Origin of the sequence: Virgibacillus alimentarius (genome assembly GCF_017874635.1) — a bacterium.
Classification (GTDB): domain Bacteria; phylum Bacillota; class Bacilli; order Bacillales; family Amphibacillaceae; genus Virgibacillus_B; species Virgibacillus_B alimentarius.
The window spans coordinates 1-21331 of sequence record NZ_JAGIKX010000026.1 but is presented as its reverse complement, the minus strand read 5'-3'; the positions used below and the strand labels follow the sequence as shown (position 1 = coordinate 21331).

28 protein-coding genes are annotated in these 21331 nt (G+C 38.2%); 10 read left to right on the top strand and 18 right to left on the bottom strand.

Annotated features, from left to right (window positions below; all coding sequences use genetic code 11):
* The first annotated feature begins 86 nt into the window (after positions 1-86).
* Together J2Z81_RS11995 and J2Z81_RS11990 are read left to right on the top strand one after the other, a co-directional pair.
* Positions 87-281, top strand: a complete 195-nt coding sequence (locus J2Z81_RS11995; RefSeq protein WP_029266434.1) for a helix-turn-helix transcriptional regulator — start codon at positions 87-89, stop codon at positions 279-281.
* Between the two features lies 1 nt (position 282).
* The gene (locus J2Z81_RS11990; RefSeq protein ID WP_226371430.1) at positions 283-756 is read left to right on the top strand and encodes a hypothetical protein; all 474 of its coding nucleotides are present in this window, start codon (positions 283-285) and stop codon (positions 754-756) included.
* A gap of 114 nt (positions 757-870) precedes the next feature.
* Here J2Z81_RS11990 and J2Z81_RS11985 read toward each other — a convergent pair whose 3' ends face one another.
* The gene (locus J2Z81_RS11985) at positions 871-1275 is read right to left on the bottom strand and encodes an EAL domain-containing protein (protein ID WP_319023839.1); all 405 of its coding nucleotides are present in this window, start codon (positions 1273-1275) and stop codon (positions 871-873) included.
* 31 nt (positions 1276-1306) lie between these two features.
* Entirely contained in the window at positions 1307-1777 is a 471-nt protein-coding gene (locus J2Z81_RS11980) for a hypothetical protein (protein WP_226371428.1), read from the bottom strand.
* A gap of 388 nt (positions 1778-2165) precedes the next feature.
* On the opposite strand from J2Z81_RS11980, the gene J2Z81_RS11975 reads away from it, so the two are divergent.
* The 3 genes from J2Z81_RS11975 to J2Z81_RS11965 all read left to right on the top strand — a co-directional run bounded on the left by J2Z81_RS11975 (position 2166) and on the right by J2Z81_RS11965 (position 5980).
* Positions 2166-3056 (top strand): NAD(P)-dependent oxidoreductase, encoded by an 891-nt coding sequence (locus tag J2Z81_RS11975; RefSeq protein ID WP_029266440.1) that lies wholly within the window; start codon positions 2166-2168, stop codon positions 3054-3056.
* Positions 3057-3085: 29 nt separating this feature from the next.
* A complete protein-coding gene (locus tag J2Z81_RS11970) occupies positions 3086-4594 on the top strand; it encodes a CoA-acylating methylmalonate-semialdehyde dehydrogenase (protein WP_226371427.1) in 1509 nt (502 codons plus the stop codon).
* A gap of 96 nt (positions 4595-4690) precedes the next feature.
* Positions 4691-5980, top strand: a complete 1290-nt coding sequence (locus J2Z81_RS11965) for a GntP family permease (protein WP_029266442.1) — start codon at positions 4691-4693, stop codon at positions 5978-5980.
* A 285-nt stretch (positions 5981-6265) separates the two neighbouring features.
* On the opposite strand, the gene J2Z81_RS11960 is transcribed toward J2Z81_RS11965, so the two are convergent.
* Both J2Z81_RS11960 and J2Z81_RS11955 read right to left on the bottom strand, forming a co-directional pair.
* A complete protein-coding gene (locus J2Z81_RS11960) occupies positions 6266-6478 on the bottom strand; it encodes a hypothetical protein (protein WP_226371426.1) in 213 nt (70 codons plus the stop codon).
* A gap of 110 nt (positions 6479-6588) precedes the next feature.
* Positions 6589-7227 carry an endonuclease III domain-containing protein gene (locus J2Z81_RS11955; protein ID WP_226371425.1) on the bottom strand — a complete coding sequence of 213 codons (639 nt, stop codon included), beginning with the start codon at positions 7225-7227 and terminating at the stop codon, positions 6589-6591.
* 320 nt (positions 7228-7547) lie between these two features.
* On the opposite strand from J2Z81_RS11955, the gene pdxK reads away from it, so the two are divergent.
* Positions 7548-8357 carry a pyridoxine/pyridoxal/pyridoxamine kinase gene (pdxK, locus tag J2Z81_RS11950; protein ID WP_029266449.1) on the top strand — a complete coding sequence of 270 codons (810 nt, stop codon included), beginning with the start codon at positions 7548-7550 and terminating at the stop codon, positions 8355-8357.
* Positions 8358-8593: 236 nt separating this feature from the next.
* Complete coding sequence (locus J2Z81_RS11945) at positions 8594-8803, top strand: zinc ribbon domain-containing protein (protein WP_029266451.1); 210 nt, start codon at positions 8594-8596, stop codon at positions 8801-8803.
* Positions 8804-8945: 142 nt separating this feature from the next.
* On the opposite strand, the gene J2Z81_RS11940 is transcribed toward J2Z81_RS11945, so the two are convergent.
* The 7 genes from J2Z81_RS11940 to J2Z81_RS11920 all read right to left on the bottom strand — a co-directional run bounded on the left by J2Z81_RS11940 (position 8946) and on the right by J2Z81_RS11920 (position 12650).
* Positions 8946-9380, bottom strand: a complete 435-nt coding sequence (locus tag J2Z81_RS11940) for a hypothetical protein (protein ID WP_029266453.1) — start codon at positions 9378-9380, stop codon at positions 8946-8948.
* Between the two features lie 406 nt (positions 9381-9786).
* Positions 9787-10044 carry a hypothetical protein gene (locus J2Z81_RS11935; RefSeq protein ID WP_226371424.1) on the bottom strand — a complete coding sequence of 86 codons (258 nt, stop codon included), beginning with the start codon at positions 10042-10044 and terminating at the stop codon, positions 9787-9789.
* A gap of 355 nt (positions 10045-10399) precedes the next feature.
* Entirely contained in the window at positions 10400-10528 is a 129-nt protein-coding gene (locus tag J2Z81_RS16005; RefSeq protein WP_264315445.1) for a hypothetical protein, read from the bottom strand.
* A gap of 566 nt (positions 10529-11094) precedes the next feature.
* Complete coding sequence (locus J2Z81_RS11930) at positions 11095-11334, bottom strand: hypothetical protein (protein ID WP_029266457.1); 240 nt, start codon at positions 11332-11334, stop codon at positions 11095-11097.
* A 140-nt stretch (positions 11335-11474) separates the two neighbouring features.
* A complete protein-coding gene (locus J2Z81_RS11925) occupies positions 11475-11873 on the bottom strand; it encodes a hypothetical protein (protein WP_029266459.1) in 399 nt (132 codons plus the stop codon).
* A 69-nt stretch (positions 11874-11942) separates the two neighbouring features.
* On the bottom strand, positions 11943-12074 hold the full coding sequence (locus tag J2Z81_RS16000; RefSeq protein ID WP_264175918.1) for a hypothetical protein: 132 nt from the start codon (positions 12072-12074) through the stop codon (positions 11943-11945).
* 42 nt (positions 12075-12116) lie between these two features.
* Complete coding sequence (locus J2Z81_RS11920) at positions 12117-12650, bottom strand: DUF1572 family protein (RefSeq protein WP_226371423.1); 534 nt, start codon at positions 12648-12650, stop codon at positions 12117-12119.
* 457 nt (positions 12651-13107) lie between these two features.
* Here J2Z81_RS11920 and J2Z81_RS11915 point away from each other — a divergent pair, with 457 nt between their 5' ends.
* The 3 genes from J2Z81_RS11915 to tatC all read left to right on the top strand — a co-directional run bounded on the left by J2Z81_RS11915 (position 13108) and on the right by tatC (position 16000).
* The gene (locus tag J2Z81_RS11915; RefSeq protein ID WP_226371422.1) at positions 13108-14757 is read left to right on the top strand and encodes a PhoX family protein; all 1650 of its coding nucleotides are present in this window, start codon (positions 13108-13110) and stop codon (positions 14755-14757) included.
* Positions 14758-14999: 242 nt separating this feature from the next.
* Complete coding sequence (locus tag J2Z81_RS11910; protein ID WP_226371421.1) at positions 15000-15200, top strand: twin-arginine translocase TatA/TatE family subunit; 201 nt, start codon at positions 15000-15002, stop codon at positions 15198-15200.
* A 74-nt stretch (positions 15201-15274) separates the two neighbouring features.
* Entirely contained in the window at positions 15275-16000 is a 726-nt protein-coding gene (gene tatC, locus J2Z81_RS11905; protein WP_226371420.1) for a twin-arginine translocase subunit TatC, read from the top strand.
* A 60-nt stretch (positions 16001-16060) separates the two neighbouring features.
* Here tatC and J2Z81_RS11900 read toward each other — a convergent pair whose 3' ends face one another.
* The 7 genes from J2Z81_RS11900 to J2Z81_RS11870 form a co-directional block, all read right to left on the bottom strand.
* On the bottom strand, positions 16061-16423 hold the full coding sequence (locus J2Z81_RS11900) for a VOC family protein (RefSeq protein WP_029266463.1): 363 nt from the start codon (positions 16421-16423) through the stop codon (positions 16061-16063).
* Between the two features lie 111 nt (positions 16424-16534).
* The gene (locus tag J2Z81_RS11895) at positions 16535-16804 is read right to left on the bottom strand and encodes a hypothetical protein (RefSeq protein WP_226371419.1); all 270 of its coding nucleotides are present in this window, start codon (positions 16802-16804) and stop codon (positions 16535-16537) included.
* Between the two features lie 109 nt (positions 16805-16913).
* Positions 16914-18110, bottom strand: a complete 1197-nt coding sequence (gene chrA / locus J2Z81_RS11890) for a chromate efflux transporter (protein ID WP_226371418.1) — start codon at positions 18108-18110, stop codon at positions 16914-16916.
* 18 nt (positions 18111-18128) lie between these two features.
* On the bottom strand, positions 18129-18434 hold the full coding sequence (locus tag J2Z81_RS11885; protein WP_029266469.1) for a PadR family transcriptional regulator: 306 nt from the start codon (positions 18432-18434) through the stop codon (positions 18129-18131).
* Positions 18435-18874: 440 nt separating this feature from the next.
* A complete protein-coding gene (locus J2Z81_RS11880) occupies positions 18875-19300 on the bottom strand; it encodes a MarR family winged helix-turn-helix transcriptional regulator (RefSeq protein WP_029266471.1) in 426 nt (141 codons plus the stop codon).
* Between the two features lie 217 nt (positions 19301-19517).
* Positions 19518-20252 (bottom strand): SDR family NAD(P)-dependent oxidoreductase, encoded by a 735-nt coding sequence (locus J2Z81_RS11875; protein WP_029266473.1) that lies wholly within the window; start codon positions 20250-20252, stop codon positions 19518-19520.
* 13 nt (positions 20253-20265) lie between these two features.
* Positions 20266-21015: an SDR family NAD(P)-dependent oxidoreductase gene (locus J2Z81_RS11870; protein WP_029266474.1), complete on the bottom strand. Its 750-nt coding sequence runs from the start codon at positions 21013-21015 to the stop codon at positions 20266-20268.
* Between the last annotated feature and the right edge of the window lie 316 nt (positions 21016-21331).

The following is a 21331-nucleotide window of genomic DNA, read 5'->3' as shown; positions in this document are numbered from 1 at the left end:
AAACGTGTATGATTGACTTTTTTAAAAATAAAACGTAATATATATATGCCTAAATGACATATATATATAGCGTGGATGGTGACTAAATGTCGAATCGAATAAAAATGGCTCGAGTAGAAAAATCACTTACACAAGAGCAGCTTGCCAGCCGGGTGTCGGTGGCAAGACAGACAATCGGACTGATCGAAAAAGGAAAATACAATCCGAGTCTTAAGCTTTGCATTGCAATTGCCAAAACATTGGGGAAGACGCTCGATGATTTATTTTGGGAGGATGATTAAGATGGAAAAAACATGGATTGCCAATTTACTTCCACAGGATGAGTATAGGGAAAAACGACTTCTTTACTTTATTGCCGAAGCCGTTTTCATACTGGGTGTGTCGCTGTTTCTGTATTTAATGGTTGAATCATTTATAGTAGAGATGGATATGCCTGGTGATAGGATGGCACTTCTTTGTATTGGATTTTTAATCACGTATACGACTCTTCGCTCTACGTTGACCGGTATTGAATATCCAGACGTTGCATCAGAAAAACGATATCAAAAAGAAAAAAGGTTGAGAATTTATAGCACTATTCATTTCTGGATCATTTTTTTATTTATTTCCATCTTATTCAAAGGCATTCCATCCAATCTTGAAGAAACATTTGATATTGTTGGATCAGCTACTTTTGCCGCAATTTTCTTCTTTATCTTGAATTACCTTTCCTTAAAAAAATCGTACAAGAAAAACAAGGATTTGCTGGATGATTAAGACTTGATAGAATCGATTTGGTACTGTGGTTTGCGATGTTCTACTGATAATTTTCATCAAAGTTGAATTTCCAGCGCTATTTGGACAAGACCCATAACGCTGTCACTCAAGCTTTTACGCCTTAGGCTTTCCTATGTAGTACCCTTGCATTGCATCGACACCGAAGTTTTGCCATGTTTTTAGTTGATCGGCAGTTTCAATGCCCTCTACAGTCACATCCCATTCCTGCAACCTGAAAATTTCTAGCATTTTTTTAATTGTTGACTCCAAATTGGGCTCCTGATCTAATTTATACACGAGGCTTTTGTCCAGTTTCATAAAATCAATCGGTAAATCGACGAGGTCGTTGAAAGAAAAATATCCGTTTCCAAAATCATCAAGTCCAACCCGGAATCCCTTTGTCCGAAGAGAATGCATAATCTGTTTGATCTGCTTCCGCTTATATAATTCTTTGCTCTCGGTAATCTCAAACTGCAATCGATCAGGTTGCACACGATATTCCCTGCATATATTAGACACGCTTTCTGATAATCCTGACAAAAGCAGCTGTTCAACAGAAATATTTACGGAATAGATTCTTGTAATATAAATGGAAATTATTCGCATGAATTTTATCTAGTTTTTGCATCGAGGCAAGTAATCGCAAATCCTCATCCGTATCTTCTTCCGCGAGATAAATTTGCATCAAATCTGTATATGCCTTTTTGAAAAAATCCTGTCCCCCGTGACGCCCAAAACCATTTGGCGCTTCGTATACCAAATCCCTTACCATGTTACTATGTAGATCAAATAATTGGAAAAAAGTTCCTTCAATCCGCTGCCTCACTGATTCTTCTTTTTGTAATTTAAGCTGTTCCTTCTGACTCAAAAATGCCCATAAAGCAAATAATGCCGTAATTATCGTTAATATGGGTGTGGTGATTCCATTAAAAAAATCAGCTAGATAGCCATAATTATCTCCAAAAGTAAATGCTGTTGTATCTTCATGGTGGATAATATAGTACATACTAAAATAAATCACGGAGCAACTCATCATCATGATGATGAAGGAAGAACATAGTAAAGTGCAGTCTTCCTTAACTGCGTAAGTCGTTTTTTCTGCATTTTAATTCCCTCTTTATTAAAACTAAGATTCTTCTTCATTATACACGACTTCGTAAGGGCAGTCCTGCCAAAATTATTCGGTATAAACTGGAGGGAGAACGATCGTAACCCCTCCGTTTCATTCGGTAAAATTCGGGGATGTACTTCGTGTGGGCAGTTCCCCTCCTCTCGCCTAGAGGACAGACCCTCTTATTGTCAAAATCTTATCATTTTTAATAGCTATTCAAAATATACTTATAGAGGCGCTATAAATAATCCGTATCGTTTAGCAGGATAACACTTATACGCAAACAAGGAGGGTGTGTATGGACAAAAAGAAGGTTGGTTTCGTTGGACTTGGAAACATGGGATTTCCGATGGCATCCAATCTATTAAAAAGCGGGTTCACGGTATACGGTGTGGACATTAAGAAAGTAAATGAGGAACGTTTAGCAGCGATTGGTGGAAAGACAGGCTACACGGTAGCAACGCTTACCGATGAAGTGGATATACTATTCACCAGCCTCCCGACACCGCAAATTGTAGAGGAGGTTTATCTTGGTAAAGCTGGCCTGATTCATCATGGCTCCTCTCCCCTTACATTCGTCGATGTAAGCACGGTTTCTCCGGAATTAAACCGAAAAATAGCGGAGAAAGCCACAGAAAAAAACATGCAATATCTAGGGGCACCAGTAAGTGGCAGTGTTTCCGGAGCAGAAGCAGCTACACTGACCGTTATGGTTGGTGGCAAAAAAGAAGCCTATCCCCATGCTTTGCCATATCTGCACGCAATTGGGAAAAATATTTTCCAAATTGATGAAGATGCTGGCATGGGGACGATAGTCAAATTAATCAACAATCTCATGACTGGTATTCATAATCAAGCGGTCGCTGAATCTTTGTCCATTGCAGATCATTATGGGCTTGATCACGATCTTATTCATCAGATCGTTTCTGTAAGTTCCGGGCAAAGCGATGTGTTCTCAAGAAATCACAAAAATTTTATCTCTCAAGATGAATATAGGAAGGGAGCGTTCACTGCTTCCCTATTACACAAAGATTTGAAATTGGCCAAGTATGTGTCCGGAGGAACGCTGCCCCTGGTTGAAACACTGATTCAATATTTTGATGACCATATGGATGGCTATGCAGATAAGGACATGTCTGCTACGTATTTGATGTTAAAGCAGCTGCATGCCAAGAAAAAGCAATCATGAATTTTATTTTAAAAAGGATGGATGGATAAATGGAAGTAACAACATTAGATCGGATTATGCATTATATCAATGGTAAAAAAGTAAAAGGTACGAGTAGCAGATTTGGTTATGTGTACAACCCTTCATCGGGGCAAAAAATTGCCACGGTACCGTATGCTACGGATGCAGAAGTGGATCAGACGATAAAATTAGCCAAAGAAGCCGCTGCAAAGTGGGCGAAAACTTCCGTTGGAAAAAGAGTAGCGGTATTGTTTAAATTTCGTCAATTCGTAAGCGAACATACGGATGAGCTGGCTCGATTAATCGGCAAAGAAAATGGTAAAACGATTTCTGATGCAAAAGGAGCTATTAAACGGGGCATGGAGTCGATTGATCTAGCTATCGGGGCACCGCATATCCTAAAAGGCGAGCACTCTGTCAATGTGGGTGGAGATATTAATGCCTATTCGATAAAACAGCCGCTCGGCGTCGTTACATGTATTTCGCCTTTCAATTTTCCTGTGATGGTGCCACTTGCGATGAGTACGATGGCAGTTGCTGTTGGAAATGCAATGGTTTTGAAGCCTTCTGAAAAGGTGCCTTATTCCGCTCTCTTCCTCTCGGATCTCTGGGAAAAGGCCGGGCTTCCTGCGGGGGTTTGGAATGTTGTCAACGGGGACAAGGATACAGTCAATGCCATTATTACCCATAAAGATATAAAAGCAATCAGTTTTGTCGGTTCTACGAAAGTCGCAGAAAAAATCTATGAAACTGGCACCAAACATCATAAGCGGGTTGCTGCATTTGGCAGTGGAAAAAACCATATGGTGATCATGCCAGATGCTGATATGGACCTTGCAGTTGATGCTTTTGTTGGTGCGGCTTTTGGCTCTGCTTCCCAGCGTTGTATGGCTATTTCAGTCGCTATGCCAGTGGGAGAAAAAGCAGCAGAAATTTTTACAAAAAAAGCAAAAGAGAAAGTAAAAAACCTAAAACCGGGTGCTTATCAAGATGAAACTGCCGATTTCGGGGCCTTGATCAGTGAAGAAGCAAAACAGAGCGTATTACGCGCAATCGAATCGGCGGAAAAAGAAGGAGCAAATATCGTCGTCGATGGAAGGAATCCTTCTGTAAACAATGCGAACGGATTTCACCTCGGTGCCACGCTGTTCAATCATGTCACACCGGAAATGGCGATGTATAAGGAGGAAGTTTTCGGCCCTGCACGTGCAATTGTGACGGCGGAAAGCCTTGATCAAGCAATTGATCTCATTAATGATCATGCATATGGAAATGGTGTAACGATTTTCACCAACTCCGGCAGACATGCACGCAAATTTACGCAGGAAATCGAAGTCGGCATGGTCGGTGTCAACGTACCTGTTCCAATTCCAGTCGGCTATCATAACTTTGGTGGGTGGAAAGGGTCTCGTTTTGGTGAGGGTCAGATGTTTGGACCAGATACCGCGCGCTTTTTCACAAACACAAAAACCGTTTCAGAACGATGGCCGGAAGCAGATACAAAGAGCGAAACAAATTTTGATTTTCCGAGCAGTTAAACGAAAAATGATGATGGCTCCGTTTTCACACGGGGCCCAACCATAATCACATATCCATTTGAAAACGTTAACGTTTTTCATTCTCGAGGTGATTGGATGCTAGGAATTGTATTAGGGCTCTTGTTGCTTATTATCCTTGCATACAGAGGCTGGTCTATTATCTGGATTGCCCCGATTTGCGCGGGGGTTGTTGCATTATTTGGTGGACTTGATTTACTCGATGCCTATACAGGCACCTATATGGAAGGTTTTGTTGATTTCACGAAAAGCTGGTTCCCTGTCTTTATGCTTGGTGCTATTTTGGGAAAATTAATGGAATATACCGGTATGGCCCAATCGATCGCATCAGGAATCATCAAGCTTTTCGGAAAAAAACAAGCAACAATTGGCGTCGTACTCGCTTCCAGTGTTCTGGCTTATGGTGGGATTAGTGTTTTTGTCGTTGTATTCGCTGTTTATCCACTTGCCGTAAGTATGTTCAGGGAGGCTGACATTCCAAAAAGACTGATGCCGGGAACCATCGTTGCTGGCATGATGACCTTTGCCATGACTGCGCTTCCCGGGACACCGCAAATCCAAAATTTGATCCCAACGGATTATTTTGGTACAACCGCTGCTGCGGCACCAATGATGGGGGTTGCTGCGGCGATTGTAATGGGAGTTGGATCCATCCTTTATTTAAAATGGAGGGAAAAGAAATTAAAAGCAGCGGGCGAAGTTTTCATTGGATCGGACGAAGATGAAAAGGTAAAAAAGCAGCTGATGGAAAACCCGCCACACATTCTTTTATCTTTACTTCCCATTTTAGCTGTCATTATTACACTGAATCTCTTCAAATGGGATATTGTCATTTCCCTCCTGAGCGGTATCCTCTTGATTTTGCTTTTATCCGTGAAACGATTTAAAGGGTTTGTACCTGCACTGAACAAGGGTGCAGGGGATTCAGTGATGGCGATGATCAATACATCTGCTGCAGTCGGGTTTGGAACCGTGGTACGCGCAGTTCCCGGATTTCAGAAATTGAGTGATTTTGTGCTTGGATTGGATGCAAATCCATTGATATCCCTGACGGTTGCTACCAATCTATTATCAGGAGCAACCGGCTCCGCTTCAGGAGGGCTTGGTATCACCATGGAAGCTTTAGGGCAAAAGTACAACGAAATCGCACAAGCTACCGGAATCGCGCCAGAAGCATTTCACCGTATTGCTTCCATTGCCTCCGGCGGACTGGATGCACTTCCGCATAATGGAGCTGTTTTAACCATTTTAATCGTCACCGGCATGTCACATAAGGAATCGTATAAAGATATTGCCGTTATCGCGATTGCCTTTCCAATGTTGTCACTCATACCAGCTATTCTGCTGGCTAGTTTGGGAATCTATTAATCGGAACGCAAGCGGATTTGAACAAACGATGTAAAGAAAAATTCGCTTTTTCCAGCAGTGATATGCATGATGGTGAAGAAGATTAGCTTTTTCGCTAATAAGACAGAATAAGCCACCTTCTAGTAATCTGGGAGATGGTTTATTTTGTAATTTCGCTGTAAACAATGCTTATTCAATATGGCACAGTAAATATAAGTGTATAAGGATTTTACGGGTGGTTATATTTGTTGCCTGTGCTAAACAAACATAAAAATATGGTAAATCTTATCTTTTTAAGATGTATTTTTATTTTTTTACAGATACCCTATGATTAGCTACATCACGATAAAGCTTCATTACCTCTTCATTTCGTTTATTAAAAAACGCGTCGTTTATAATTGGTATCTTATACGCTTTTTCTAAATCCGTCATTAACGCTGTTAAACGTAAATCCTGCTGAAACATATTGATATCAGCTTCCATAATATTTTTAAATCTTTCTTCAAATTCTTCTAACATCCGAACACCTCCGATTCATACATTCACTCTCAGCTTTTTTATATTTGTATGCATTCTCTTACTTTTCTTTATCTTATCGTTATTTTTTTGCTGCTTTTATAGCAAGGAACTCATCCCATTCTCTGCATACAATGTTCCCTTAAGGGACACCCATCACAGATCGGCTTTGCTTTGCAATGCTGCTTCGCATGCTCAACAAGCAATGCATGAAACTCTTTCCAAAATAAAAGATCCTGCGATAAATCACCTTCCACTTCGATTCGAAACGGATCATATGACCCTGGCATATCATAACCAAACCGATAAAATATTCTTCTTGCATAAGCGTCCACCACAAACACTGGCTTATCAAATCCATAAAGCAGCATGACATCGGCTGTTTCCTGCCCCACTCCTTTAATCCCCAGCAATTCTTTCCTTAAATCTTCACGGCTTTTCCCTTTTAAGGAACACACATCAAATTGATGATCCCTAAACCAATGGAGGAAAGCTTTCAGCCGCTTTGCTTTGATATTGTAAAAACCACTTGGGCGAATTAACTGGGCTAATTGTGCTTCTTTTAATGAACGCATTCTTTTCGGATACAAATATGGAGCTACATTTTCCAACGCCTTCTCTACATTACGCCAGCTTGTATTTTGAACGAGAATAGCACCGACCATCATTTCAAAAGCCGTATCAGCCGGCCACCACCTCTGTGGTCCGTAATGTGCATATATTTTTTTATAAATAAAATCATAATGAAGCATAGAAACCTCCAAAAACTTTACAAAATATTTACTTCAGGTAAGTATTTATTTTATATTCCTCTGATATCATTGAAATAGAAGATCATAAGATAGTCAGAATGGAGGTGTTCAATTGCGACTGCTTGCTAAAGTAACTATCTGTCTTACAGTCCTTATGATCTATATGAATTATTAATTTCCCTCATTTTTTACTCCTCCATTTTTGTATACTTCTATATTCCATATACAACGGCGAAACCCTTCATACTTTTTTTTCCGCACATTCTGTTATATTCTTAAATAGTAGAAATCTACTTTTAGGAAAACAGGAGGGAATACATATGTCTATGAAAAAAACACTAACACTAGCTGGTTCAGATACCAGCGGCGGTGCAGGCATACAGGCAGACCTGAAAACATTTCAGGAACACAGCGTGTATGGAATGACTGCACTGACATCCATTGTGACGATGGATCCGAAGAACAACTGGAGTCACGGGGTATATCCGATCGATGCTGCCATTGTGAGTAAGCAGCTGGACACCATTCTGTCGATTGGTATCGATGCAATGAAAACCGGAATGCTTGGTTCTGTTGATATAATCGAGCTTGGCGCACAGAAAATGGATGAATATAAACTGGATAAATTCGTTCTCGACCCAGTCATGGTATGCAAAGGAGAAGATGAAGTTTTACAGCCTGAAAATACGGATGCAATGCGGGAATTATTACTTCCTCGTGCAACCCTTACAACTCCAAATCTGTTTGAAGCTGGTCAGCTTGCACAAAACGGGCCAATCAAAACAATGGATGATATGAAAGAGGCAGCAGTGAAGATCCATGAACTTGGTGCAAAAAATGTTGTGATTAAAGGCGGCAAGGTATTTGATCACGAAAAAGCGATTGACCTCTTCTATGATGGAAAAGCGTTTACAGTTCTCGAAAATGAAAAAATCAATACCACCTACAATCATGGTGCAGGATGTACATTTGCAGCAGCAACAACGGCTAATCTTGCAAATGGCAAATCTGTGAAAGAAGCTGTAGCAAATGCAAAAGAATTTGTCACCGCAGCAATTGCACATGGATGGAAGATGAATGAATATGTCGGGCCTGTTATGCATGGCGCCTATCATCAATTTGGAAAATAAATGAATGGAACTGTTATGAAAATATTCCTTAGGAGAAGGATTTTTTCAACATGTTCCCCTAAATTAGGAACATGCATTTTGAAAAAGTCCTTCTCTTTTTGTGTAACACGTGTACAATGTGGATTTAACCATTTCCCCGTCTTTAGATAAACCATTGTCCCATGGGGATTTTTATGATAAAAATAACATAATGTTATTGCAAGAAAATAAAAATAATAAGGTAGGAGCTGATTCGCATGGAACATGCTAGAGGATGTATAAAGTGTGGAAGTACAGATGCAGACACAAAGGATGTATCAATGACTGGTACAGGACTATCGAAAATGTTTGATGTTCAAAACAATCAATTTACTGTTATCTTCTGTAAAAATTGTGGGTATTCGGAGTTTTATAATAAGAACAGTTCAAAAGCCAGCAATATTTTCGACTTTTTCCTCGGTGGTTAAATGGTGAATGGAAAAATCCCGCCACTATCATCATTCAGGCTTTGTTCCAGTAACAGGGCGCTTTGTTGAAGAGAATCACACATACGAATTGGTGTGATTCTTTTTTTCCTTAAACGAACAACAGCACGGCAAGATGCCTCAATTAATGATACCGAAACCAGACGAACCATCCATCCTCTTTATCTTTAGCTATAAAAATCTGGCCTTCTAATGCGCTGGCACTCTTCCCTTCCCATTTCGGAAAATATAATCTGACTAACCACGATTGTTCAGCAACTGCTTCCCCGCAAAAATTCTTCGCCATTTCATCATAAACCGCATCCTTTTTTTCAGCTGTTTTTGGGAAAGGAAGGGCAGTAATTACTTCCCACTCCGAAAACATTTCTCCATGCTCTCCTTTTTGGTATGTCGCAGGAACAATTTCTTTCAATGCCTTTAAAAGTTCCTCTTTATCTTTCATGGATGTTTTCTCTAATTGTTTTACATCAGGACATTTCACATCGGATTGGGCGTGAATTAGACTTGGTACAAAAGTGAAAAATAAAAGGAAAGAAATGATCATGCTTTTCTTTTTCATAAATGTCACCTCTGTAATAATATCCCAATGATCTTTCTACTTATGTGCAAAATAAAAATTTTTTCTTCATCCCGGAACAAGCCGGCCAAATTATGAAAAAGGCTGACATTGTTATATTAAAGTGGTCATTCGTCCAATCGTATTTATTTTTTATATAAACTTAACCCTAATCTGAAAAGCAATATTAAGAAAAATACAGTAATTACAACACCAATTGTATCCCAATTTATTTCTTCATTATTCAATAAATATACAATAATTATCCCTGTAATTACGCCCGCAATTCCATAAAGAAATTGCTTCAACGAGTGAATCAAATTATCTCATCTCCCGTCTTTCATTCTAAACACTACTACCAGTTAGTTCTGGAAGCGAACTTCTTGTTGAACCATCACACTATTAACAATCACGAATCAGATACAGGCATATATTTTGTAAAATAAGCACCTATGATTAACAAAATAACAGTAATAGACCAATTTAACAGCCCCATAAAATTAAACCAATAAGCGGAAAGGTTTGTTACAGCAATAAGAAAAAAACAAATTGAAGTTAAAGCACTCCTTATCCCTGCAATACCAGCTTTTTTTCTTTTTCTTATCACAATAGACATGGAAAAAACAAGAGCAATTAGCAGTATGACACTTAAAATAATCGGTATCATTGCCTTTATCACCTCTCCAAACATTAATTTTACTTATCTGTGATTTACCACCTGTAAAAAGTTTTACCTTTTCGCAAGACTATGCTTTATAAACTTATAAATGAGAATGATAGTTATCATAGCTAAGATTGAGAGGGCAATTATTTTAATAATTCCCTGTTTTCCATCAAAAGCACTTTTTATAAATAGATCCGTCCCAAACTGCAAAGGCATAAACCCAACTTGTTTCTAAAGTCTTACCTGGTAAAAGAGAAGTGAAAGCTTACCAAGAGATAAATGAATCAATTTCTAAGAATAATGAGTTAAAACATAAACGGCCAACCCCTCAACCACAAGATTTTGAAGATATCGAGTATTAGAAAAGACCATTTACCGCTTTCCAAATCGTCCATTTATTTTTTTCAATGGTATTTGTGTTTTCCGGCAGTGGCTGGTCGATAGGCTCGATTAGCACTTTCCATTCTTTCTCATTTAATTCATGCAAGCTACTTCTTCCAGTTTTTTCGCTTACAATCACTTATGGAAGGACAAATAACCAAATGAACATTGAGAAAGCAAAGTTAATTATTATAAGATATAAGAGAAGGAAGTTTGATGAAGTTTTTATGCTGTGCATTTTCAGCCGGTTTTATTTGAGGGGGTAAAATAGATGGATCGTTGGTATGCTTCATTTATTGTAGGAATTGCTGTTTTTCTAGCAATCTTTTCATCAAAGATGATTGGAAATCAGCAATAAATTCTGGAGTCGGCTTTTTTCTAGGTTATTTTATCATTTTTTTAATAATAAAATTTAACAAAAGGAAGCATAAATCATGACGGCAAAGGTTAACCATACTGGAAATATCCTCATCAATGAAGACATCGTTATGCTACTCATCTCATAAATAACGCTGCTCCACTTGAAATTATCCAGAGTCCTCTAGAACACGAGAAAAGCGAAACACACGAATTTATGCCCAATCATGCGGAAGACTGTGATGAATTGCCTTTTACGTAGCAACTCGTAACGGAGCTAAATGGTGGATAGTTCAATTGATGCTAATGTAGTTATTAGTTCATTTTTTTCGATATAAAGTAAGCAATGGTTGCAGAAAGAAACGCTATAAATAATAGTAACAAAAAAGAGCTTTGACTGCTTTTAATAATAACTTCTTGAGATAAATTAGCACTCATATTCCAAGCATCATCTACATCTGGAGTATATGTAAATGTAAGAAGCATTCCAGACAATACTTGGAATAATAAAAACAATAATATAAAACTAATAGCGAAAATAAAATACCTTTTCATTGTTGACACCCCCCCAGTATTTAAAACGACTATACTTAAGGGAAAAGGTTCATTATTCCTCTAAACTGCCAGTTGTATGATAACTTCTATGAAAATAACGTTAATCCTGCTTGTATTATCCCCTCTTCCCATGAATTCCTTTATGGTCTATATCCTAACGTCATACTAAAGAAAAAGGCGTAAACAAAAAGCATTACCAATACAACTACAAAGAAAAGAAATATAAGGATTTTTTCTTTTAATTCCTGCTCTCTTTTCATCCAAAAAAAGCATAGGATTAGAAATATGACTACCGTTGGCAATAAATATAATAATAACGCTATATCAGCCCAATTTGAATTCTTTTCCCAATACATATCAGGTATTGGAGGATGTTCATAAAGGGAACTTATTCTTTCTCTTACTATGATGAAAACCAATGTTAGTACAAAGAAGTACCCATAACCAATATATCTAACAATATTAGGAAATATTTTTGAGCGATGGAGTACAGCGATAACACCGACTAGTAATGGTATTAATAGAATATAATCGCTCACTTCTTATCACATCTCCTCTGAAGTTTGATTATCCAGTTAGATATCCGAAAATAATACCTTCTATTTCCGCTACCTGAGTGTATAAAAATCATTCGCATTGATTTTTGAAAAACGTTGTTCCATTTCTTTCGGATGATACCCTAATTCTCCCATTAAAACTGCCAGTTGCTTGCTATCTTTTTCAGTTGCTTTTCTTATCAACATACATCTTTCCTATAGCTCACCTTTATTTCTATTCTGCTTTTATTGATGTTTATCTATCATTTTCTTTCGGTATTCTTCCGATTTTCCCTTTTGAATAGTGAGACTTTCCCATGCTTCATTTTTTATTTGTTTCCCGATATAGACGATTTGCCCGACGTGATAAGCATAATGTGCCATTTGTCTCTCAATCGCTTCAAGTACCAGATGATTTTCTCCACGAATAGTCACCTTTTTTAATAAGTCTTGTTCGCCTAGACTATTTAGTGTACGAAAAAGGGTTTGCCAGCCTTTTTCCCAAATATGGTGAAGCTCTGATATGGATGAAAGATCATCAATGAATTCCTCATCCCGCTTTCTATCCTCCTTCTCCCCATCAGAGGTTAAAAAGTCCGTCCATCTTGATACCATGTTTCCACTCATGTGTTTTACGATGACTGCAACACTATTAGACGTTTCATTATAAGTCCAGTGTATTCCTTCTTCGGATAATTGATTGATGGTTTTATCACCAAGGTCCTTTACACTTTCAAATCTGTCAATAATCACTTTTAAATATACCGATCCAATAGCCACTATATTCCCTCCTCGCTTTCAGGTTTTATAGACTTTTTAGATAATGTTTCAAGTCTCTCCTTATTTCTTGCTAAAAACAGTTGTATTTACATCGTTTTCATTGAACCATAAGGAGACATCTGCAAGCATCCCAGTTCCCCCGAAAATAAACGCATGCTGCACATCATCCCTTCCTTAAGCAATTTGTTTTATTGAAATAATCGTAACATACTGTGCATGTTATTTATTCAAAATTTTCAAATATAAATGCTGCTTATGTGTTCAATCCATCCGTTTATCCTGTTCCCCATCGACAAAATGATTTAGTAAGGAAAAAAAGAATTGTATACACACACCATAGCCACTAAAAATTTAACAAAATTTTTACACGCTCTTAATAGAGAGTCAATAATCATTATCTACAATTTTATATGTAGTGAAAAAGGCGACCATAAATTACCAAAAGGAGTAGATAAAGATGGAAAAGATTGATAGACGCAAGTTTTTAACATACGCGGGAAGTACGACGGCTGCGTTAGCTGTAGCTTCAACTGGAATTGATTCAGTGGCAAATGCTATGGCTCCACAGCAAAATAAAAAAAGTACCGGAAAGGCTGGTGGCAAAGGAAAACCCCTTACAGCTCCTTTTAAAGAAATTGAGCGCACTTGGGAAAATGATCTGGTCCTACCACAGGGATATCAGTATAACATTATTGCTTCGTATGGAGATGTAATCAATTCCAAAGGAGAAGAGTTCGGCGATTCGGCAGATCTTACGGTTTACTTTCCCATCGATAGCTTAGAAGGCGGCAATCATTCAGAAGAAGGGTTAATCTGGGTGAACCATGAATTTCCAGAACCAGAAAATTATATGAAGATGCTTGGAATCAATCCCGATACCTTTGATCAATCAAAGCTTGCACAATATCCTAAACTATTAAAAATGGAGAAAAAGGCCGTTGGCGGCTCTGTCATTCGCGTTAAAAAAGATAAAGGCGAATGGAAGTTAGTCAAAGACGACAAATATAACCGCCGAATCGATGGGACAACCAGCATCCAACTAACAGGTCCTGCAGCTGGTAGCAAAGCCGTAAAAGGGGCAAAAACTGTTAAAGGGACGCTAGGAAACTGCAGTGGCGGAAAAACCCTATGGAACACTGCTCTATCCTGTGAAGAGAATACGTTTTATGGTGATGACTATGGATGGCCTGATTTCACAGACGAACATTATGGATGGGTCGTTGAGGTGGATCCATTTGATCCAGATAAACCAGTACGCAAACACACAGCACTAGGGCGGTTTGCTCATGAAAATACGGCTGTAGGGTTAACAAAGGACGGCAAAGTGGCCATTTACATGGGTGATGATAAACGGGATGAATTCTTCTATAAATTCATCAGCCATAAGACATACAGCCCGAATAATCGTAAAGCAAACTTTGATATTTTGGAGAGTGGAACATTATATGTAGCGAATCTTGAAGAACAGCAATGGATTACGCTTGACTATGAAACAAATGAAGAACTACAGAACTATGAAAAGGACGGCAAAAAATTCTTTGCAAATCAGGCGGATGTACTTACATATGCACGCGAAGCAGCTCGCGCTGTTGGAGCTACACAGTTAGATCGTCCGGAAGATGTGGAAATCCATCCGCATGACGGAAGCGTATTTCTATCACTGACAAATAACTCGGATCACGGAAATTTCCACGGCCAAATTGTACGTTTTGAACCTGCTGAAAATGACCATGGCAGCGATCGGTTTACTTTCCAGGTATTTGTTGCAGGCGGACGTGAAAGCGGGATTACTTGTCCTGACAACCTTCACTTTGACAGCAAAGGCAATCTGTGGGTAGTAGAAGATTTCAGTGCTACAGAAGACAATGTTTATGCAACGTACAAAAACTGTGGTGCATTCATGATTCCAACAGACGGTAAGAATTATGGAGAACCGTTCCAGTTTGCATCAGGTCCAAAAGGCTGTGAAGTAACAGGGCCCTGGTTAACACCTGATGAACGTACACTATTCTTGGATGTACAGCATCCTGAAACCTGGAACCCATATCCTGACTATGATTTCGGACGTTCTTGCCTGGTCGCTGTACAAGGTGGAAAATTCCATTAATACGCATTGAAATGTTGTATAGAAGGAGTTCCTGCTATGGTTTTGGTCTGTACAAAACACGTCAAGGAAGGTTTAAAGTTCATACATCTTCCACATATTTATCCACTCTCGAGTGAAGATAAAACAAGTGAAAATGTTAATTGTCTTATTTGCGGACATCAGGCGGAGTACAAATTATTTAACTTCTTTTTCAAAGGAAGTAAGCGTAAAAAAATGCTATCTAACTAGGGAGGTCAATTGTTATGCTGCAAAATATAGGAATTCCCGGTTTAATCCTTGTCCTCATTATCGCTTTAATTGTTTTCGGCCCAAAAAAATTACCGGAAATCGGCCGTGCATTTGGATCAACACTACAAGAATTTAAAAAATCAACACGAGAATTAGTTTCGGACGAGGAGTCAAGTGAGAGGAAGCCACAGAACAAGAACGATCAGGCAGTTTGAGTCAAAAGTTGATGAAGAAGGTGTAAGTAATTTTTATGCTTGCATCTTCTTTATTTCGTAAAGGGGGGATGATGATGGAACATCAAGATATGGAGTTTGTCGAGCATCTGGGAGAATTACGCAAACGAATCATAATCACGCTCGTTACATTTATCTTACTGTTTATTCTATCCTTCATTTTTGTACAAGATATCTACAAATGGCTTATGAAAGATGTATCGATGAAATTGGCTGTGTTAGGACCTGCCGAGATTTTATGGGTCTATTTGACATTGGCTGGTATCGCCGCAATTGCCGGAACAATACCCATGGCCACCCATCAAATTTGGCTTTTCGTTCGACCGGCATTAACCAAGAAAGAGCAAAAGGTAACAATGGCTTACGTTCAAGCTTTATTTGTTCTTTTTGTTGTGGGCAACAGTTTCGGTTATTTTATCATATTCCCGATTGTTTTTAATTTCCTGGTTTCATTGTCAGAAGGTATCTTTGAAACCTTCTTTACGATAGAGAAATACTTCCAATTTATGCTACACATGACATTGCCGTTCGGATTTTTATTTGAACTTCCCGTGATTGTAATGTTTTTAACCAGTCTAGGGGTGCTAAATCCTTACAAGTTGTATAAATTTAGGAAACATGCTTATTTCGTATTGGTTGTGACTGCCGTTCTCATTACCCCGCCGGATCTGTTATCAGATATTTTAGTCATTATTCCACTGTTGTTTTTATATGAATGTAGTGTGTTATTGTCCAGAGTGGTTGATCGAAAAAGAAAACGTAAACGATCACTCACTGCATGATTGCCTCCTAGGTTTAATTCAGTGAAAATGTTGAAGCGATACAAGATTGATCATTTATAATTAAACTTCTTGAATCATCTCCACTCTATTGCCGAACGGATCTCTAAACTCAAAACGCTCAAAATTTGGTATTGGTACTGAATCAAATAATTTAATATCATTTTGTTCCAACACCTTTCTCCAATAAGATATATCTTCCACTTGGTAAGCTAAATGCGCTTTTGTCTGTATTCTGTCAAAGCCATCTTCTGTCCCTATATGTACTTCTTTATTTCCAACTTTTAACCAAAAGCCTCCTCGTCCTTGAAGCGATTTAGGCTTTTCAATCTCTGGTAATCCTAATACTCCACAATAAAATTTTTTCCCTTCCTCTTCGGATCCTTTTGGAATCGTAATCTGGGCATGATGCAAACCAGTAATCACAAAATTTCCCTCCTAATCCTATGTTCCTTGTATCTAATTTTCATATTGAATATAGAATATAACTTTTCTGTATTCGTAAGAAAATATATAACGGTGCCATTAGTTAAAAGCTTATCGGGATGCTGCTAGCAAAAAGGCAATTACCATCCCTATTGGAATAGAAAGCCACATTATCCTGACCGATGTATGGAATTTCCTAAAGACGAGAAACAGTACGCCGACGAACCAAAATACTATAATAAGAAAGAAGATTGGAGCTACAAAAGTGTCATCGGTATAATTCTCCGCAATTGCTCCGGAAGCAAAAAACGTTGCCACTAAGATTGCAATGATCCCACTTAAAACAGTATGGAGAGTCATTTTTACCTTGTTACTTTTCAATAATTGTCCTCCTCTCTTTTAACTATTTTTATTCCACCAGCCCTCGCCTTTAGCACAAAAATATAATGAACGTTCGGGGTTTTTCTGTTCCAAGTTTTAAAAGAAACGATCACGAAAAAGGAAGAAGCTGTAAAACGTAACCACCTGCAACACCTAATATAACAATAAACCATGCGGGTACTTTCCATATATTTAACAAACCAAATAAAATGACACCTAAGGCAAAGTCTGTTGCATTAAAAATCGAACTGTTCATCACCGGGTCATAAAATGCAGCTAACAAAATACCTACAACACTAGCATTTACCCCCATTAAAATGCCTTGAAAAGATGCTCGTTTACGTAATTCATTTAGAAACGGTAAAGCTGCAACAATGAACAAAAATGAAGGTAGAAAGATGCCTATCGTTGCTACAATCGCTCCAGCTACCCCTTCCATCATTGTTCCCAGGTAACTAGAGAACGTAAATAGTGGACCTGGTACTGCTTGTGCCATTCCATATCCAGCTAAAAATTCATTCGCCGTTAATAAACCTGCGGGTACTATTTCTCGCTCAATCATTGGTAATACGACATGTCCCCCACCAAATACGAGAGAGCCAACCCTAAAAAAGATATCAAAAATAGTAAGTAGAGGGTTATCTGATAGTTTATTTAAGAACGGCAGTAAAATAAGCAAACTTATTAAAATGCCTAAAGAGGTTAAACCAAGCTTTTTTGAAATCGTAATGGAGAAAGGCTGAACTTTTGATTCGGCTTTATCTTTAAATAATTTTAAACCTAGTAAACCAGCACCTAAAATAATTAAAATCTGCATCCATGCGGATGGATATAATAACATGATAGCAGCAGCGACTATAGCGATCGCTAACCGTGATTTATCAGGTGTTAATTTTTTGCCTAATCCTATTAGCGCGTGTAGGACAACTGCTGCCGCGACTATCTTTAAACTGTGTATGAAGCTCGCATCTTCTAGGGCGAATGTTTGATACATGACAGCAAATAAAATCAACACAATAATCGATGGTACGGTAAATCCAAACCATGAGAGAAGCCCGCCAAGCAAACCTCCACGCAACATACCAATGGAAATGCCTACCTGACTGCTAGCTGGACCAGGTAAAAACTGACATAATGCAATAATATCCGCATATGTTTTATCATCAAGCCATTTGCGACGGTCAATATATTCATCTTTAAAGTATGCTAGATGGGCAACGGGGCCCCCGAATGAAGTCAATCCTAATTTTGTTGAGGTTAGTAATATTTCAATGAGCGTTTGCATTTTATTTTTTTGTTTGGACATTGTGATTCCCCTCCTCTCTTATTTTATTTCTTTAAATAATTCATAAGCTTTTTTTCTTGCCTCTTTAAGCATTTCATTCCCTTTATCCGTCGTCGTGTAGTACTTTCTTATTTTGCCTTCCACATTTCTCTCTTTCTTTTTCAATAGCCCATCAGACTCCATGGAATGTAAGATCGGATAAAGGGTACCTGAGCTAATGGTATAACCATGCTCTTTCAGTTCATCCACCATCCAAACACCATAAATAGGGTGTTCCTTTGCATGGTGTAAAATATGAATGTGTATGAATCCAAGAAACAGCTTACGTAATACTTTGTTTTCCATTCTATCACCTCCAACAGCTCATTATCGATTTTAAATATCGAATTCCGATACCAATATCGTACATTTGATTCTTGAATATGTAAAGACCATGATGAAAAAATTTACAGTACTTTTACATTTATCTGAGGAAGAATTAGGAATAGTAGTGACCAAGAGAGGTTGACTCATATCATTTAGGAAACGACATTCCCTCTTAGCATGTCGTTTTTTTATGATGTTTGCGGCGCATGAAAGATAAGCATTCATATCAACAAAAGCAACCGTTAACACAATAAAAAGAGAACCGAAAATGGTCCTCTTTATCTTTTTTTATAGTGATCATTCGGTTTATATATCTAATAATTGCCATTTCCTTACCGAGCCTATCATCATTAAATTCCAAACTGAGTATAAACGATGTGCTACGAATAAAACCAAAACGGAATCATTTGGGATAAAACTTAATTCTTAATGGAATCATTTAGTTTCCCGTAAATGGATAATAATTGTTGCTGTTCCTCGTCTGACAACTCCTCAAACAAATTTTCACGGAGGCTTTTTCCTTCTTCATGTGCTTTCCTAACCAAATCGATTCCTTTATCCGTAATAGCTAAATAAATAATTCTACGATTGTTATCGTCTGTAAATCGAGTGGCTAATCCTTTTTGCACGAGTTTTTCTGATAAATGAGTTAAAGTAGAAGGAGTTAATCCTAACGTTCTCGCAATATCTGATGGACGGCTTTTTCCGTTATCTCTAAGGTGGCCAAGCACAAGAATATGGGAGATACCGAGGCTTTCATTGAACGTTTTATTCCATTGAATAATTAAATAATTCGTAACTCGGTCCATGGAATGAATAATTCCAAATATGTCTTTTTCGATCATAACTTACATCCCTGCTTTCTGTAATAGAAAAGCCCCTTCATAAATAGGGACTCTCACTGCATATAGTCAATTTTATCACACTTCATAGGGATGGGCAGGAAGGCACCCACCTTAAATGAGAGAAGCGAAGGTGAGCGATAACTGCCCATAAGAACCTAATAAGCTCAAACGAATTATGAATAAAGAATGAACGAAAACCAACGATTGGTAGTTTCCTTTATTGGGCAGAAAATCCGCCATCAATGACTAATTCTGCACCTGTAATAAATGAAGATTCGTCAGATGCTAAGAATAACGCCGCATTCGCAATATCCTCAGCTTGCCCTAATCGTTGAAGCGGAGTTGCTTGAACGAGGCGGCCGAGAAGTTCTTTTGATGTTTCCAACGATTTTGTCATTGGTGTTTCAATAATCCCAGGGAAAAGTGTATTGACACGTATTCCTTGATGGCCAAAAGTGGTGGCAGCTGCTTTAGAAATAGCACGAACTGCGCCTTTAGAAGCTGAATAATGATTAAATCCTTGCCCAATTTGCGCAGTATAAGAAGAGATATTTACGATAGAGCCTTTCTTTTGTTCTGCCATAAAAGGTGTTACATGTTTCATACCTGCGAATGGTCCAAACCCATTAATGGACAACATCTTTTCCCAATCATCAACATTAATTTCATGATATGGTTTTTCCGATGAAATCCCAGCATTGTTTACAAGAATATCAATTTTTCCGAAGCGATTATTCACTTCCTTAGCTAACGCAATCCAGTCTTCCTCTGAAGCTACATTTAACTTTATTCCATATACATTTTCTTTTTGGCTTGCTTTTTCAAGTGCTTCTTCGTTAATATCGGCAGCAATGACAATCGCCCCTTCTTTGCTGAAAAGATCAACCATGCGTTCACCGATACCCGAAGCTCCTCCTGTAATAATGGCCACTTTATGATTTAATCGTCCCATGTTGAATACCCCCTTAACGTAATTTAATTGATCCGCCATCTACCATAAGTGTTTGTCCAGTCATATAGTCCGAATCTTTGCTTGCTAAAAAGACAGCTACTCTACCGATATCTTGTTCCGGGTCACCAAGGCGACGAAGTGGAATTTTGTTAAGCATTGCCTCGTATAATTTTGGATCATTTTGACGCCATTGTTCAACACCTGGAGTACGTGCAATCGGTGAGATTAAATTGACGTTAATACCGTCTGGCCCCCATTCGTTCGCGGCGACTCGGGAAATTCCGCGAATAGCTTCTTTAGCCGCTGCATAGGAAGTTTGTGTAGGTTGTCCTTCTAGTCCCGCTCCTGAAGCAAAGTTAATCACTTTCCCTTTGGATTTTTTCAGTTCAGGGTATGCGGCTTTCATGAAATAGAAAGTTGGATAAAATCCAGTTCCAAAAGATAAATCAAAATGTTCTAATGTTGTTTCCATGAAAGGCATCTGTCTGGATACATGTGCATTATTGACTAAAACATCTAACTTACCAAATTTCCCGACGACTTCATGGACAACTTCATCAACGTTTTCTTTCATTGATATATCTTTTATAAAAAGCATGCCTTCTGCATATTTGTTAACTTCAGCTAATGTTTCTTTTCCTTTTTCCTCATTTACATCAACAATGACGATATGAGCCCCTTCTTTAGCCATTGCTAGAGCTATTCCTCTACCAATACCGGAAGCACTGCCAGTTACAATTCCAACTTTTCCTTGTAATCGCATTTGAATGACCTCTTTCCGTTTATATATTTCTATATAAAACTATTTGATATCTAAATAATACCGAACTCTAAAATAAATTTCAACGAAGACCCCTTAAATGTTGACCTACGATTTCTCTTGACTTATCCATACAAACTGCTGATCATTAGAAAATATGGATTGAAAGCATATTTTCTAGATTTATATCAGACAGATTATAGGGTATCCTCATGGCACTATCCAAAATCGAGTAGGTGACTAACCATTACTTGGTTAGTCGACCTCTCACACCACCGTACGTACGGTTCCGTATACGGCGGTTCAATCTCTTGAGTAT

Coding starts and splice junctions, on each gene's coding strand:
- J2Z81_RS11915 (WP_226371422.1), top strand. CDS start 13,108: ATGGAAAAGATTGATAGACGCAAGTTTTTAACATACGCGGGAAGTACG.
- J2Z81_RS11880 (WP_029266471.1), bottom strand. CDS start 19,300: ATGATCGAAAAAGACATATTTGGAATTATTCATTCCATGGACCGAGTT.
- J2Z81_RS11965 (WP_029266442.1), top strand. CDS start 4,691: ATGCTAGGAATTGTATTAGGGCTCTTGTTGCTTATTATCCTTGCATAC.
- J2Z81_RS11960 (WP_226371426.1), bottom strand. CDS start 6,478: ATGTTAGAAGAATTTGAAGAAAGATTTAAAAATATTATGGAAGCTGAT.
- tatC (WP_226371420.1), top strand. CDS start 15,275: ATGGAACATCAAGATATGGAGTTTGTCGAGCATCTGGGAGAATTACGC.
- J2Z81_RS11955 (WP_226371425.1), bottom strand. CDS start 7,227: ATGCTTCATTATGATTTTATTTATAAAAAAATATATGCACATTACGGA.
- pdxK (WP_029266449.1), top strand. CDS start 7,548: ATGTCTATGAAAAAAACACTAACACTAGCTGGTTCAGATACCAGCGGC.
- J2Z81_RS11930 (WP_029266457.1), bottom strand. CDS start 11,334: ATGAAAAGGTATTTTATTTTCGCTATTAGTTTTATATTATTGTTTTTA.
- J2Z81_RS11945 (WP_029266451.1), top strand. CDS start 8,594: ATGGAACATGCTAGAGGATGTATAAAGTGTGGAAGTACAGATGCAGAC.
- chrA (WP_226371418.1), bottom strand. CDS start 18,110: ATGTCCAAACAAAAAAATAAAATGCAAACGCTCATTGAAATATTACTA.
- J2Z81_RS11970 (WP_226371427.1), top strand. CDS start 3,086: ATGGAAGTAACAACATTAGATCGGATTATGCATTATATCAATGGTAAA.
- J2Z81_RS11940 (WP_029266453.1), bottom strand. CDS start 9,380: ATGAAAAAGAAAAGCATGATCATTTCTTTCCTTTTATTTTTCACTTTT.
- J2Z81_RS11990 (WP_226371430.1), top strand. CDS start 283: ATGGAAAAAACATGGATTGCCAATTTACTTCCACAGGATGAGTATAGG.
- J2Z81_RS11910 (WP_226371421.1), top strand. CDS start 15,000: ATGCTGCAAAATATAGGAATTCCCGGTTTAATCCTTGTCCTCATTATC.
- J2Z81_RS11935 (WP_226371424.1), bottom strand. CDS start 10,044: ATGATACCGATTATTTTAAGTGTCATACTGCTAATTGCTCTTGTTTTT.
- J2Z81_RS11975 (WP_029266440.1), top strand. CDS start 2,166: ATGGACAAAAAGAAGGTTGGTTTCGTTGGACTTGGAAACATGGGATTT.
- J2Z81_RS11870 (WP_029266474.1), bottom strand. CDS start 21,015: ATGCGATTACAAGGAAAAGTTGGAATTGTAACTGGCAGTGCTTCCGGT.
- J2Z81_RS11995 (WP_029266434.1), top strand. CDS start 87: ATGTCGAATCGAATAAAAATGGCTCGAGTAGAAAAATCACTTACACAA.
- J2Z81_RS11885 (WP_029266469.1), bottom strand. CDS start 18,434: ATGGAAAACAAAGTATTACGTAAGCTGTTTCTTGGATTCATACACATT.
- J2Z81_RS11875 (WP_029266473.1), bottom strand. CDS start 20,252: ATGGGACGATTAAATCATAAAGTGGCCATTATTACAGGAGGAGCTTCG.